Source organism: Blastococcus sp. CCUG 61487, from assembly GCF_005222955.1.
GTDB lineage: Bacteria > Actinomycetota > Actinomycetes > Mycobacteriales > Geodermatophilaceae > Blastococcus.
Genome location: NZ_LWUA01000003.1, coordinates 40,320 through 54,305, shown reverse-complemented (window position 1 = coordinate 54,305; position 13,986 = coordinate 40,320). Strand labels below are relative to the sequence as shown.

13 protein-coding genes are annotated in these 13,986 nt (G+C 73.8%); 9 read left to right on the top strand and 4 right to left on the bottom strand.

The features are described from left to right. The first annotated feature begins 100 nt into the window (after positions 1-100). Complete coding sequence (locus tag A6V29_RS00360; RefSeq protein WP_137158434.1) at positions 101-1,006, top strand: endonuclease domain-containing protein; 906 nt, start codon at positions 101-103, stop codon at positions 1,004-1,006. Positions 1,007-1,076: 70 nt separating this feature from the next. Here the strand turns inward: A6V29_RS00360 and A6V29_RS21390 are convergent, their stop codons facing one another. Then, positions 1,077-1,979, bottom strand: a complete 903-nt coding sequence (locus A6V29_RS21390; protein ID WP_249932891.1) for a CAP domain-containing protein — start codon at positions 1,977-1,979, stop codon at positions 1,077-1,079. A gap of 190 nt (positions 1,980-2,169) precedes the next feature. Here A6V29_RS21390 and A6V29_RS00350 point away from each other — a divergent pair, with 190 nt between their 5' ends. Beyond that, entirely contained in the window at positions 2,170-3,495 is a 1,326-nt protein-coding gene (locus A6V29_RS00350) for a hemolysin family protein (RefSeq protein WP_137158433.1), read from the top strand. Here the strand turns inward: A6V29_RS00350 and galE are convergent. After that, positions 3,492-4,445: a UDP-glucose 4-epimerase GalE gene (galE, locus tag A6V29_RS00345; RefSeq protein ID WP_137158432.1), complete on the bottom strand. Its 954-nt coding sequence runs from the start codon at positions 4,443-4,445 to the stop codon at positions 3,492-3,494. The two genes, A6V29_RS00350 and galE, sit on opposite strands and share 4 nt — an antisense overlap. A gap of 39 nt (positions 4,446-4,484) precedes the next feature. Between galE and hisC the strand changes: the two genes are divergently transcribed. The 3 genes from hisC to A6V29_RS00330 are packed head-to-tail and all read left to right on the top strand — an operon-like array spanning position 4,485 to position 7,220. Next, positions 4,485-5,588, top strand: coding sequence for a histidinol-phosphate transaminase (gene hisC, locus A6V29_RS00340; protein WP_249932890.1), 1,104 nt, complete (start codon positions 4,485-4,487; stop codon positions 5,586-5,588). Between the two features lie 46 nt (positions 5,589-5,634). Continuing rightward, positions 5,635-6,654, top strand: a complete 1,020-nt coding sequence (trpS, locus tag A6V29_RS00335) for a tryptophan--tRNA ligase (RefSeq protein WP_137158430.1) — start codon at positions 5,635-5,637, stop codon at positions 6,652-6,654. Beyond that, a complete protein-coding gene (locus A6V29_RS00330) occupies positions 6,651-7,220 on the top strand; it encodes a 2'-5' RNA ligase family protein (RefSeq protein ID WP_137158429.1) in 570 nt (189 codons plus the stop codon). The genes trpS and A6V29_RS00330 overlap by 4 nt, the downstream gene beginning before the upstream one ends. Here the strand turns inward: A6V29_RS00330 and A6V29_RS00325 are convergent. Beyond that, positions 7,180-8,415, bottom strand: coding sequence for a D-alanyl-D-alanine carboxypeptidase family protein (locus tag A6V29_RS00325; RefSeq protein WP_137158428.1), 1,236 nt, complete (start codon positions 8,413-8,415; stop codon positions 7,180-7,182). The genes A6V29_RS00330 and A6V29_RS00325 overlap by 41 nt on opposite strands. Positions 8,416-8,513: 98 nt before the next feature. Between A6V29_RS00325 and A6V29_RS00320 the strand changes: the two genes are divergently transcribed. The 4 genes from A6V29_RS00320 (at position 8,514) to A6V29_RS00305 (ending at position 12,428) form a co-directional block, all read left to right on the top strand. After that, on the top strand, positions 8,514-8,978 hold the full coding sequence (locus tag A6V29_RS00320) for a cytidine deaminase (protein ID WP_283956329.1): 465 nt from the start codon (positions 8,514-8,516) through the stop codon (positions 8,976-8,978). Positions 8,979-9,056: 78 nt separating this feature from the next. Then, the gene (locus A6V29_RS00315) at positions 9,057-9,896 is read left to right on the top strand and encodes an ABC transporter ATP-binding protein (RefSeq protein ID WP_137158427.1); all 840 of its coding nucleotides are present in this window, start codon (positions 9,057-9,059) and stop codon (positions 9,894-9,896) included. Beyond that, a complete protein-coding gene (locus A6V29_RS00310) occupies positions 9,893-10,705 on the top strand; it encodes an ABC transporter permease (RefSeq protein WP_137158426.1) in 813 nt (270 codons plus the stop codon). Before A6V29_RS00315 ends, A6V29_RS00310 begins: the two co-directional genes overlap by 4 nt. Before the next feature lie 259 nt (positions 10,706-10,964). Further along, positions 10,965-12,428 carry a DEAD/DEAH box helicase gene (locus A6V29_RS00305; RefSeq protein WP_137158425.1) on the top strand — a complete coding sequence of 488 codons (1,464 nt, stop codon included), beginning with the start codon at positions 10,965-10,967 and terminating at the stop codon, positions 12,426-12,428. Positions 12,429-12,539: 111 nt separating this feature from the next. Here A6V29_RS00305 and A6V29_RS00300 read toward each other — a convergent pair whose 3' ends face one another. Next, positions 12,540-13,934 (bottom strand): SatS C-terminal domain-containing protein, encoded by a 1,395-nt coding sequence (locus A6V29_RS00300; RefSeq protein WP_137158424.1) that lies wholly within the window; start codon positions 13,932-13,934, stop codon positions 12,540-12,542. Between the last annotated feature and the right edge of the window lie 52 nt (positions 13,935-13,986).

Genomic DNA, 13,986 nt, shown 5'->3' with positions numbered 1-13,986 from the left:
ACGTGAGGGGCCCTCTCGATCCGATCGAGAGGGCCCCTCACGTGCGTTCGCGCTGTGGACAGCGGCCTGCCCGACGCCGTCCGTGCGGCAGAGTCCACTGGTGCCGATCACCCCCGCTCGCCCGACCGAGCTCACGGGACGGGTCTTCCGCGGATCGATGGCGGTGAGACAGGGCCTGCTCACCAAGAAGCAGCTCCGAAGCGCCGCATGGCGCCGGCTCCGCCAGGACGTGTACGTAGACGCCGCTCTGCCGGTCACGCACCGGCTCCTGATCAGCGCGGTGGGCCTGACCCTGCCGGTCGGAGCCGGCTTCACCGGGCGCAGCGCAGCGACCTTATGGGGCGTGCCAGACATCGCGACACCGGACGACCCGATCGACGTGATCCTCCCGGCCGGCACGCGGTGGAATCCGGGACCCGGCGTGCGCGTGCGGTCGATGCCGCGCGGTCGTCAGCTGGTTCGCCGAGGGCGGTGGCTCTGCGCGAGCCGGGTCGACACTGCCGTGGATCTTGTCAGGTGGGCCGGCACGGTCGAGGAGGCCGTCGTCCTTCTCGACCGCCTCTGCCACGAGGGCATGGTGCGGCTCGAGGACGTGCGTGCCGCTGTGGGGACGCTGGGCCCGTGCTGGGGGAGTGCGCGGGCGCGTCGAGCGACTGACCTGGCTGACGGACTCGCCGAGTCGCCCCAGGAGACGCGGCTCCGACTGCTGCTCCTCCGGAACGGCCTGCCTCCCCCGGTCGCGCAGTTCCGGATCTACGACGACGAAGGTTTCGTGGCACGAACCGACCTGGCCTACCCAGAGCTCAAGATCGCGATCGAGTACGACGGCCTGTGGCACGCCGAACGGCAGGCCTTCCTCAGCGACCGGCGGCGGCTGAATCGGCTGGTCGCCGCCGGCTGGGTCGTGCTGCACGTGACGGCGGACGACCTCCGTCATCCCGAGCAGCTCGCCGCACGCGTGCGGACGCTCCGGGCGGAGCGCTCGGCGACCAAGGATGCACGCTGAGGGCCCTCTCAGCCTGGACGAGAGGGCCCTCAGCGTGCGACCGACGCCCGCTGAGGTCCAGCGAGGCGGGTCAGCCGAAGAGCTGGGTCCACCAGGGGCCGCCGCCACCGTCGGCGATGCCGACGCCGAGCCGGGTGAGGCCGCAGTCGAGGATGTTCGCCCGGTGCCCCGGGCTGTTCATCCAGGAGTCCATGACCGCCGCGGCGTCGGCCTGGCCGCGCGCGATGTTCTCCGCCCGGGCCACCACGCCGGCGGCGCGCGCCCGGTCGAACGGATCCTGGCCGGCGAGGTTGACGTGGTCGAAGAAGCCGCGGTCGCGCATGTCCGCGCTGTGGGCCGCCGCGACCGAGGCCAGCCCGGCGTCGGCGCTGACCGGACCGCATCCGGCGGACGCGCGGGCCTGGTTCACCAGGGCGAGCACCTGGTCGGCACGGGGGTTCCCGGTGGGTGCCGCGGCCGGCGGAGGAGCGGGTGCGGCGGCCGACGGCTGCGGGGCGGGCGCCGGGGCCGGGGGAGGAGCCGGGGCTTCCTCGACGACCGGCGGCTCCGGGGCAGGCGGCGGAGGCGGCGGGGCCGCAGGCGGCTCGGCCGGGGTGGTGCTCGGCGCGGCAGGAGCGCCGAACGTCGGCGCCGAGGGACGGCCGGAGGACTCGACCCGCACGCCGTCGGGTCCGACGGTGAGCCGAGCCGAAGCGCTGGCGAAGGCCGAGGAGGTCACGGGGCCGTCGATGCCCATCACCACGGGGGAGTCGCTGCGCGCGGCCGACGACTCCACGGCGATGCTCGACGGCGCTCCCAGGCCGGAGACGACGGGGGTGGCGAGCACGAAGCCGGTCATGACGGCGGCCAGCCCCGCGCCGAGCGCCAGGCGACCGCGACGACGGTGCAGCGCGGCCGCCGCGCGGAGGCGGGTGCGGGTGGCCCCGCCCGAGAGTCGGGTGGACAGCGGCGGGCCGATGGGACGGTGGTGCACGGGACTCCCCGGAATGATCACGATTCGTTATCAAGCCGAGACTAACGGTAAGTGCAAGAGCACCGACAGTTCACGAGACCCTGATCACGTCATTCCTCGGTGGGCCCACGGTGCGCCTCCCGCGACAGCGAGCAGGCACCATGGTGCGACCGCGCTCCACCCCCGACCCGTCCCGAGGAGTACGCCGCCGGTGAGCGACGTCTGGCTCAACATCGTCATGGTCGTCGTGTTCGTGCTGATCGGCGGTGTCTTCGCGGGCGCGGAGATCGCGCTGGTCTCCCTGCGCGAGTCGCAGGTGCGCGCGATGGCCGAGTCCGGCCGCCGCGGCAAGGCCGTGCAGCGGCTGCTCAGCGACCCCAACAGGTTCCTCGCCTCCGTCCAGGTGGGGGTCACCTTCGCCGGGTTCTTCTCCGCCGCGTTCGGTGCCAGCACGCTCTCGGAGCCCTTCGCCGACTGGCTCGCCGATCTGGGGATCCGCCAGGGGCTGGCCTCCACCCTGGCCCTCGTGCTGGTCACGATCGCGATCAGCTACCTGTCGCTGGTCGTCGGCGAGCTCACGCCCAAGCGGCTCGCCCTGCAGCGCGCGGAGGGGTTCGCCCTGCTCGTCGCCGCGCCCCTGAACGCCATCGCCAAGCTCTCGCGGCCGGTCATCTGGCTGCTGTCGAAGTCGACCAACGGCCTGGTCCGGCTGCTCGGCGGCGACCCGAAGGCCAGCGGTGAGGCGATCAGCCAGGAGGAGCTGCGCGACCTCGTGGCCGCGCACGAGTCGCTCAGCAGCGACGAGCGGCGGCTCATCGACGAGGTCTTCCGCGCCGGCGAGCGCGAGGTCCGCGAGGTGATGACCCCGCGCACCGAGGTCGGCTTCCTGGATGCCTCGATGACCGCCAGCCGCGCGGCCAAGCAGGTGGGGGAGTCGAACTGGTCGCGGTTCCCGGTCGCCGGCCGCGACCAGGACGACGTCGTGGGCTTCGTGCACGTCCGCGACCTGTTCCTCCCCAACCACCCGGCGGGGCGGGCCGCCACCGTCGGCGACCTGGCGCGCGAGGTGAAGCGGCTGCCCGGGACGGCGGGGGTGCTCACCGCGCTCAGCGAGATGCGGCGGGAGAACCACCACCTGGCGATCGTCGTCGACGAGTACGGCGGCACCGACGGGATCGTCACCCTCGAGGACCTCATCGAGGAGGTCATCGGGGAGATCTACGACGAGTACGACGCCGAGGTCGAGCCGGAGTCCGGGCAGGAACCCGACGCGCCCCGGGAGGTCGACGGCCTGCTCAACCTGGACGACTTCGCCGAGGCCACCGGCCTGGAGCTGCCCGACGGACCGTACGAGACCGCGGCCGGGTACGTCCTCGCCGAGCTCGGCCGGCTGCCGGAGCTGGGCGACACGGTGGAGGTGGACGGCCGGGCGATCGCCGTCGTCGAACTGGACGGGCGCCGGATCGCGCGGCTGCGCGTGGATCCGCCCCCGCCCACGCCGGACGAGGACGACGAGGCCGAGCCCTCGACGGACTAGCGAGGCCGCGCCACCAGCCAGGCGTCGCGGACGATGCCGACGAGGTCGGTGTGCCGGGGCGCCCAGCCCAGCTCGGCGCGGATGAGCTCGCTCGAGGCCACCAGCTGCGCGGGGTCGCCCGGGCGGCGGGGGCCGTCCACCGTCGGGATGTCGTGGCCGGTCACCTCGCGCGCGGCGTCGACCACCTCCTGCACGGAGAACCCGGTGCCGTTGCCGAGGTTGTAGATGCGGTGCTCCCCGGGGGACGGCGCGGGCAGCGCGAGCAGGTGGGCGTCGGAGAGGTCGCCGACGTGCACGTAGTCGCGGATGCAGGTGCCGTCGGGGGTCGGGTAGTCGCGGCCGTACACAGTCAGCGACTCACGCTGGCCGGCGGCGACCTGCAGCGCGAGCGGGACGAGGTGGGTCTCGGTGGTGTGCCGCTCGCCCAGCCCGAACGCGGCCCCGGCCACGTTGAAGTAGCGCAGGCTCACCGCGGCGAAGCCATGCGCCACCGCGTACGAGGTGAGCATGTGGTCGACGGCGAGCTTCGAGGCGCCGTAGGTGTTGGTGGGCCGGGTCGGCGCGTCCTCGCGGATCGGTACCCGGTCGGGCTCGCCGTAGGTGGCCGCGGTCGAGGAGAAGACGATCCGGTGGCAGCCGGCCGCCCGCATCGCCTCCAGCAGCGCCAGCGATCCGCCGACGTTGGTCGACCAGTAGTCCTCGGGCTGCTGCTGCGAGACGGCCACCAGCGACCGCGCGGCGAAGTGCAGCACCGCGTCGGGACGGACCTCGGCGAGCACCGGCGCCGAGTCGTGCAGCGAGACCTGCGCCAGCGTGGCACCTGGGGGGACGGCGTCGGCGTGCCCGGTGGAGAGGTCGTCGAGCACCGTGACCTCGTGGCCGTCGGCGAGGAGGGCAGCGGTCACTACGCTGCCGATGTAGCCGGCTCCACCGGCGACCAGGACGCGCATGCCGCCAGCCTAGGGCGGTCGAGGAGGTCGAAGCTCGTGGTGAGCCCACGCCCCGCCGTCCAGGCACTGCCGGCGTACCGGCCCGGTCGCAACCCGGCCGATCTCGCGCGCGAGATCGGCGTCGACAGGGCGATCAAGCTGGCCAGCAACGAGGTGGCGTTCCCGCCGCTCCCGGCAGTGGTCGACGCGATCGCCGCGGCGGCCGGCGAGACCAACAGGTATCCGGACAACGGCGCCGTGGTGCTCACCGACGCGCTGGCTGAGCGGTACGGCGTCGACCCCGCGCAGGTGGCGACCGGCTGCGGTGCGGTGATGCTCTGCCAGCAGCTCGCGCAGGCCTACACCGAGCCCGGCGCGAGCATCGCCTTCGCCTGGCGCTCCTTCGAGATGTACCCGCTGCTGGCCCAGGTGGCCGGCGCCCGGTCGATCCAGGTGCCGCTCGTCCCCGGTCGCGAGGGCGGACCGGCCGACACCCACGACCTCGACGGGCTGCTCGCCGCCATCGACGACGACACCCGGCTGGTGTTCGTCTGCAACCCGAACAACCCCACCGGGACGGCGGTCCGGCGCGCCGGCCTGGAGAAGTTCCTCGACGCCGTCCCGGTGACGACGCTCGTCGTCCTGGACGAGGCCTACCGCGAGTTCGTCAGCGACCCCGACGTCCCCGACGGCACCGAGCTCATGCGCGGCCGGCCGAACGTCGCCGTCCTGCGCACCTTCTCGAAGGCGTGGGGGCTGGCCGGGCTGCGGGTGGGCTACCTGCTCGCCGAGGACCCGGCCGTCGCCGAGGCGGTGCGCAAGACCCACGTGCCGTTCAGCGTCTCGATGCTCGCCCAGGCGGCCGCCGTCGCCGCGCTGGCCAGCGAGGACGAGGTGCGCGCGCGCTGCGCCTCCGTCGTCGCCGAGCGGAAGCGGCTCGTCGCGGCGTTGCGCGCCCGTGGCTTCGACGTCTCCGACAGCCAGGCCAACTTCGTGTGGCTGCCCGTGGGGGAGCAGGCCGCGCCGCTGGCCGCCGCGCTGGAGGCCCGCGCGGTCATCACCCGCCCGTTCGCGGGCGTGGGCGTGCGGGTCACCGTCGGGGCTCCGGAGGAGAACGACGCGTTCCTGGCCGCGCTGGACGCCGTCCGTGCCGACGGCGGCTGACCGGGTACGGGGGAGACCCGAACGGGGTGACCGCCCGGCTGGTTTGATGGCGGGCGTGTCTCTTCCCCGTGTCCTCTCCGGCATCCAGCCGTCGGCGGGCTCCTTCCACCTCGGCAACTACCTGGGCGCGCTGCGCCAGTGGGTGGCTCTGCAGGACACGACCGAGGCCTTCTACTGCGTCGTCGACCTGCACGCGATCACGGTCGCGCAGGACCCCGAGGAGCTGCGCCGCAACACCCTGACCTCCGCCGCGCAGATGATCGCGCTGGGCGTCGACCCGGCCCGCAGCACCGTCTTCGTGCAGAGCCACGTGCCCGAGCACCTGCAGCTGTCGTGGGTGCTGGAGTGCATCACCGGCTTCGGCGAGGCCGGCCGGATGACGCAGTTCAAGGACAAGAGCCAGCGCGAGGGCACCTCGGCCACCAGCGTCGGCCTGTTCACCTACCCGGTGCTCATGGCCGCCGACATCCTGATCTACCGCGCCGACCAGGTGCCGGTGGGCGACGACCAGCGCCAGCACCTCGAGCTGACCCGTGACCTCGCCGCGCGCTTCAACGGCCGCTTCGGCGAGACGTTCCCGGTGCCCGAGGGCTTCATCCCGGCCGGTGGCGCACGGGTGATGGACCTGCAGTCGCCGGAGAAGAAGATGAGCAAGAGCCTGCCGCCGGCCGGGTGCATCAACCTGCTGGACGAGCCGAAGGTCACGGCGAAGAAGATCCGCTCCGCGGTGACCGACACGGGCCGGGAGATCGTCGCCGACGCGGTGAACAAGCCCGGGGTGACCAACCTGCTCACCATCCACAGCGCGCTGTCCGGCCGGTCGGTCCCCGAGCTCGAGGAGCACTTCGCCGGGCGCGGCTACGGCGACCTGAAGAAGGAGCTGGCCGAGCTCGTCACCGATCTCGTGACGCCGGTCCGGCAGCGCACCCACGAACTGCTCGACGACCGCGCCGAGCTCGAGCGGATCCTGGCGAGCGGCGCCGAGCACGCGCGCGAGATCGCGGCACGGACCGTCGCCGACGTCTACGAGCGGGTGGGCTTCCTCGCCCCGGGGCCGCGGGCATGACCGACGGCGAGGCGGCCGGTGCGACCGCGGTGATCGGCGTCCTGGTGCCGATCCCCGAGCCGTGGGCGCAGCTGTTCGTCGACTGGCGCTCGAAGGTGGGCGACCCCCAGGCGACGCTCGTCCCTCCGCACGTGACGCTCCTGCCGCCGACCGAGGTGGCAGCGGCCGATCGCCAGGCCGTCGCCGAGCACCTCGAGGGCGTCGCCGGGAGCCATCCACCGTTCCGCATGCACCTGTCGGGCACCGGCACGTTCCACCCCGTGTCCGACGTCGTGTTCGTCGCCGTGGCCCGCGGGATCGGAAACTGCGAGCTGATCGCCGCCGACGTCCGCCAGGGCCCGCTGCAGCGCGGACTGTCCTACCCGTACCACCCGCACGTCACCGTCGCCCACGACGTCCCCGCCGACATGCTCGAGCTGGCCTACACCGGCCTGTCGGACCTCTCGGCGGAGTTCGACGTCACGCACTTCACCGAGTTCGAGCAGACGCCCGGCGGCGCGTGGACCGTCGCCCGCGAGTACCCGCTCACCGGTCCGGCCTGTCCGAAGGGGACGGGCCCCGGCTGAGCGCCGCGTTCCGCCGCCGCCCGGTCACGGCGAGACCGACGACGACCGCCGCGACCCCCGCGAGGCCGATGCCGGCCGGCCAGGCCGGTACACCACCGTCCTCCGGGGCGGCGGTCACGGGCCCGCTCTGCGTCACGGCGCGAGCCGGCGGCGAGGTGCGCGGGGGATCGGCCGCCAGGTCGGCGGGCCGCACGAGCCGTCCCACGCCGTCGGACCCAGGAGGCAGGGCGAAGCCCCAGTCGAGCAGCAGGGCGGCCTGGTCGGCGGCGCGCAGCGGCAGCGGCTCGGTGTCCAGGACGCTCACCACCAGCCGGCGGCCGTCGCGCTCGGCCGCGGTCACGAAGGTGTGCCGCGCGGCGTCGGTGAAGCCGGTCTTGCCGCCGAGCATCCCGGGGTAGTCGGCCAGCGGGTTCTCGTTCTGGATCTGGAAGCCCGGCGCGCGGCCCGGGACCTCGGGCACCTGGGCGACAGGCGTGGTGAGCACCGCGGCGGTGTACGGGTTCTCGACCAGCTCCCGGAAGATCAGCGCCAGGTCGTAGGGCGAGGAGGACTGCCCGGCGACGTCGAGACCCGACGGCGAGCCGGGAACCGTGTCGTAGGCGCCGATCGACTCCGCGGTCTCCGTCATGGCCGCGAGGAGCGCCTCGGTGCCGCCGGCGGCCCGGGCCAGGGCGTTGGCCGCGTCGTTGCCCGACTGCAGCATCAGGCCCAGGTACAGGAACCCGACGGGGTACTGGCCGCCGGCGATCAACCCGACCCGGCTGCCCTCGGTGTTCTCGTCCTCGGGCGTTCCGACGACGACCTGCATGGGGTCGAGGAGCGGAGCCAGGGTCAGCAGGGTGAGCGCCTTGAGCGTGCTCGCCGGGTAGTAGCGGCCGTGCGGGTCGCGCGCGGCGAGCACCGCGCCGCGGCCGGCGTCGGCCACCAGCCATCCGGAGGCGGCGATCTCGGGCAGGGGCGGCGCTCCCTTGGTGACGACGACGCCGCGGGTGTCCAGTCGCTCGCCGCCCACGGTGCTCCCGTCCGGGGCGCTCCCCTGCGGTGGACGCTCGGTGCGGGGAGCGCTCGGCGCGGGCGCCGCAGGATCGGCCGTCGGCCTCGGCGCCTCCGCCCAGGCCGGACCGGCGGACACGAGCACGACGCCGGTGACGAGGACCACGCCCAGCAGCGCCCGCCGGCCGCCCCGTCGTCCCATGGTCTGACCGTAGGGGGTCGTCGGCGTTCGTCGGAGAGCCGGCGTCGGGACAATGCCCTGGTCACCCGGAGCGGTCGGGTGGGCGGAGGGAGCGGGTCGTGGCGGAGGACGCGATCGGGCAGGTCGACTGGGACGCCCTGCGGACGGCGGCCCGCGGGGCGATGGCGCGGGCCTACGCGCCCTACTCCGGCTTCCCGGTCGGCGCCGCCGGTCTGGCCGACGACGGCAGGGTGGTCAGCGGCTGCAACGTCGAGAACGCGTCCTACGGGCTGACCCTCTGTGCCGAGTGCGGGCTGATCGGCGACCTCGTGCGCACCGGCGGCGGGCGGCTGCTCGCGATGGCCTGCGTGGACGGGGACGGCCGAGCGCTGATGCCCTGCGGTCGGTGCCGGCAGCTGCTGTGGGAGTTCGGCGGACCGGACCTGCTCGTGGACGCCGGGCCCCGCGGCGCCCTGCCGATGCGCGCGCTCCTGCCGGACGCGTTCGGCCCGGACCACCTGACCGCCCGCGAGCAGCACCGCCCGGGGCCGGAGGAGCGGCCCCAGGTCGATGGAGGACACTGAGTCCTCGTGCAGAAGGACTCCCTCTTCCCCACCGCTCGCGGCGACGCGACGGGACCTGGGGGAGAGCCTGCGACGGACATGGCGATCTCGATCCGCGGCCTGGTCAAGCGTTACGGGGACGCCACCGCGGTGGACGGCCTGGACCTCGACATCCGCCGCGGCGAGATCTTCGCGCTGCTGGGCCCGAACGGCGCCGGCAAGACCACGACGGTGGAGATCTGCGAGGGCTACCGGTCCCGCGACGGCGGCGAGGTCCGGGTGCTCGGGCACGACCCGGCCGAGCCCACCCGGCAGTGGAAGGCCCGGCTGGGCATCGTGCTGCAGAGCGGGTCCGGTGACAGCCAGCTGAGCGTGCGCGAGCTCGTCGCGGCCCAGGCCTCCTACTTCGCCGACCCCCGGGACGTCGACGAGGTGCTCGACCTGGTCGGTCTCACCGAGAAGGCCGGCGCCCGCGGGCGCACCCTCTCCGGTGGGCAGCGGCGCCGGCTCGACGTCGCACTGGGCATCGTCGGCCGGCCCGAGCTGCTCTTCCTCGACGAGCCCACGACCGGGTTCGACCCCGAGGCGCGACGCCAGTTCTGGTCGCTGATCCGCTCGCTGCGCGACGACCTCGGCACCACGATGCTGCTCACCACCCACTACCTGGACGAGGCCGAGGCGCTGGCCGACCGCGCCGGCGTCATCGCCCGCGGTCGCCTGGTCGAGGTCGCCGTCCCCAGCGCCCTGGGCGGACGCGAGTCGGCGCCCGCGACCGTCAGCTGGTCCGAGGACGGCACGCGGCGCACGGAGGCCACGGCGACACCGACGGCCTTCGTCGCCGAGCTCGCGGCGCGCTTCCCGGGCGAGGTGCCCGACCTCGCCGTCGCACGACCCACCCTCGAGGACGTGTACCTGCAGATGATCGGCGAGACCCGATGACGACGACCACGCCCGACCGCACCGCGCTCCCGGCGCTGCCGTCGGTCTACCGCTCGCGCAGCGCCGTGGAGCTCAAGGAGTTCTTCCGCCAGCGCGAGTCCGTCGTCTTCACGCTGCTGCTGCCGGTGCTGCTGCTGGTGGTCTTCGGCGCCGTGCTGGACTACGACCTCGGCTCCGGGGTCACCTTCACCCAGTACTTCATGGCCGGGATCATCGCCGCCGGCATCCTCGGCGCCAGCCTGCAGAACATGGCGATCAGCATCGCCACCGAGCGGTCCGACGGCACCCTCAAGCACCTGGCCGGCACCCCGATGCCGCCCAGCGCGTACTTCGTGGGCAAGGTCGTCCAGGTCCTGGCGGTCTCGCTGGCCAGCATCGTCGTCCTGCTGCTGATCGGCGTCGTCTTCTACGACATCGACCTGCCGTCCGGCACCGACTGGCTGACCTTCGCCTGGGTCGCGACGCTCGGCGCCGCCGCGTGCACGCTGCTGGGCATCGCGATCTCCAGCCTGGCGAAGAACGGCCGCTCGGCGTCGGCCACCGTGACCCCGTTCGCGCTGCTGCTGCAGTTCATCTCCGGAGTCTTCTTCCAGTTCAGCGAGATCCCGACCTGGATGCAGACCTTCGCCTCGCTCTTCCCGCTGAAGTGGATGGCGCAGGGGTTCCGCTCGGTGTTCCTGCCCGACGCGCTGGCCGCCGACGAGCCCGCCGGGTCCTGGGAGCTGGGCCGGGTCGCCCTGGTGCTGGGCATCTGGTGCGTGCTGGGCCTGATCCTGTGCGTGCGCACGTTCCGCTGGCACGACCGCTGACCGGCTGACACCGCCGCGCTGACGGAGCGTGACGGTCCCCACCCCGTTCCGGGGAATCGCGGGGCCATCTCCGCTGCTAGCCTGGGGGTACCGGCATTCGGCCGGTCATCCTCCCGGACGGAACGTCTGGGCACGAGCGCATCCGTGCAGATCGCGCGTCCTCCCGGGCGTGGGCGATCGCCTGCGAGGACGCCGGCTCTCGCCGCCCCTCCTCACTTCCACGGGACGCGCTCCGAGCTGTATCGGAGCCCCACCCCGCATGACTGTGGTCCACCCTGTGTCGTTCGAGTCGAACGACGCCGACAACACCCTGAACCAGAACGTCGAGAACACCCCCGCGGAGGCCACGCCCGCGGAGCCCGAAGGCCCGACCTTCGGCCAGCTGGGCCTGCCCCAGCAGCTGGTCACCGCGCTCGAGCGCCGCGGCATCCACCGCCCCTTCGCCATCCAGACCTCGGCCCTGCCGGACGCCCTCGCCGGGCGCGACGTGCTGGGCAAGGCGGCCACCGGCTCGGGCAAGACCCTGGCCTTCGGCCTGCCGCTGCTGGCCCGCATCGGCCGCGACGTCAAGAACGGTCGGCGCGCTCCGCGCGGGCTGGTGCTCGTGCCGACCCGCGAGCTCGCCCAGCAGGTGCACGACAACCTGGCCCCCCTCGGCCAGGCCACCGGCGTCCAGCTCGCCACCGTCTACGGCGGCGCGCCCATGTACCGCCAGATCCAGCAGCTTCGTCGCGGTGTCGACGTCGTCATCGCCACCCCCGGCCGGCTGCAGGACCTGATCAACCAGGGCGAGGCGACCCTCGCCGAGGTCGCCGTCACCGTCCTGGACGAGGCCGACTTCATGGCCGACCTCGGCTTCCTCCCGGTGGTCAAGGAGCTGCTCGACCAGACCGCCCGCGACGCCCAGCGCCTGCTGTTCTCGGCGACGCTGGACGGCGAGGTCGACTCCCTGGTCCGCCGCTACCTCAAGGACCCGGCGCGGCACGAGGTCAAGCGCCAGGGCGACGACGCCCCGCCGGCCGAGCACCTGGCGTTCACGCTGGCCTTCCGCGACAAGCTGCAGGTGGCCACCGAGCTGGCCTCCCGCCCGGGCCGCACGATCATCTTCGCCCGCACGCAGCTGGGCGTGGACCGGCTGGCCGAGAACCTCAAGGCCGCCGGGATCAAGGCCGAGGCGATCCACGGCGGGCTGCCGCAGTCGGCCCGCCGGCGCGCGCTGGAGGAGTTCACCGACGCCCGGTCGCCGGTGCTCGTCGCCACCGACGTCGCCGCGCGCGGCATCCACGTCGACGACGTCTCGCTGGTGCTGCACTACGACCCGCCGGCCGACGCGAAGACCTACCTGCACCGCTCGGGCCGCACGGCCCGCGCCGGTGCCGGCGGCGTCGTCGTCTCGCTGCTGCTGCCCGACCAGGTCGGTCAGGCCAAGCGCCGGTTCCGCACCGCCAAGGTCGACCCGCCGCTGGACCGGACGCGTCCGGGCGACCGGCCGATCCTCGAGCTCATCGCCTCGGGTGTGGCCGTGGAGCCCAAGGAGCGCACCCAGCGCGACATGCGTCGCGGCGGCGGCGGTCCCGGTGGGCGCCCGCGCCGCGACGGCGACCGCCCCGGCGGTCACCGAGGTGGCCCGCGTCGCTCGTACGGCGACCGCGGCCCGCGCTCCGGCGGTGACCGGCGCTTCGGCGGCGAGCGCGCCGCGCGTCCCCCGCGCCAGGGCAGCTGACCGCCTGCTCCGTGGTGATCAGGTCTCCTGGTCGAACTGGGTCCCACCTCTCCGTCGACGGCGAGGCGGGACCCAGTTCCGTGAGGGGGGACGCGTGGTGTCCGCTTCCGGTCAGCCGCGGAAGACGAGCTTCCCGCTGATCAGCGTGACGATCTCGTCCCAGGCGGGACGGACGGCCGCCGCATCTTCCTGCCGGAGGGTCGCGTCGGGTTCGCGCTCGCCCCGGGCCACGGCCCGGCCCAGCGGGGTGGTGGGGGACAGGAGCTCCTCGACCCTGCCGAGCCCCGTGTACTCCGCCAGGTCCCGCACGCCCTCCACCGGCTGCGCGAACGCCTGGTGGGTGACCAGTCCGGTGGCGCCGTCGGAGACCTCGGCGAGCACCTCGCTCAGCTCGGTGAGGTCGTAGCGGTCCTGCTCCGCCGGCAGCGGCGGGGTGTCGGTGGCGGCGACCTCGGGCCAGGAGGCGATCTCGGTGAGGTCGTGGTTCTCGGGACCGGCGCAGAAGCGGGCCAGGTCGGCCGGGGTGTCGAACAGGAAGACCTCGCCGTCGCGGCCCAGGAAGCGGGCGACGTCGTCGACGTAGCAGCGCAGGGTCAGCCCGGTGCCGTCGGGCACGACGACCTCGACCGGCAGGATGCCGACGCCCTCCCAGAACTCGGCCGCCTTCGCGACGGCGGCGGGGTCGTGGGTGAGCCCACCGCCGCCGCGGGCGATCGTGCGCACGCCCGACGCCGTGGGGCGCACGTCGACCGGCTCGATGTCGTCCAGGTCGTCGTCCGTGTCGTCCTCGTCGTCGGCGAGCGGCACCTCGGCCGCCTCGGAGGCCGGCGGGTAGTCGGCGACCTCGACGGTGCCGGCGCCGGTCCAGTCGAGGTGCTCGCCGAGCTCCTCGATCACGTCCTCCCACAGGTCGTCCAGCGCGCCGCCCACCCCGAGCCAGGCGTCCTCCCCGGACCGGCCGATGAACGCGTCGGGGCCCAGCCCTAGCGAGCCGATCTCTGGCTTGGCCATCAGCTCGGCGACCGCCTCGAACTGGGTCTCGTCGTCGCTGAGGTCGTCGTCGTCCTCGTCGCTCGCGTCGAGGCACTCGGCCAGCCGGCTGACGATGTCGATCGTCGCGGCCAGTTCCTCGACGGCCCAGCGGTCGGGATCCTCCGCGGCGACGTCGTAGACGCCGTCGAGGTCGTAGCGGTGGTCGTCGTCCGGGGTCAGGTCCGCCGCACCCAGCCCGACCACCACCGGCCACACGGGGTGGTCGGCGAGGTCGTGGTCGGTGCTGGTCCGGCAGAAGGCGGCCAGCGCGGCCGGGGTGGGGAACAGGTGGACGACGGCGGTGGGGACCGGGTTCTCCGGATCGTCGTCGTTGATGTCCGCGGGGACGTCGACCGTGGTGCCGAGGAAGGCCTGCCACTCCTCGCCGTCCTCCTCCCACGGCGGGGCCCACAGCGTGTAGCCCGTCCGGTCGTCGAGGGTGAGTGCGATGGGGACGATGCTGGGCCTGGCCACGGGGACACCCTGCCAGATGTGGGGCGCCGTCTCCGCCCCAGTGACGGGGCAG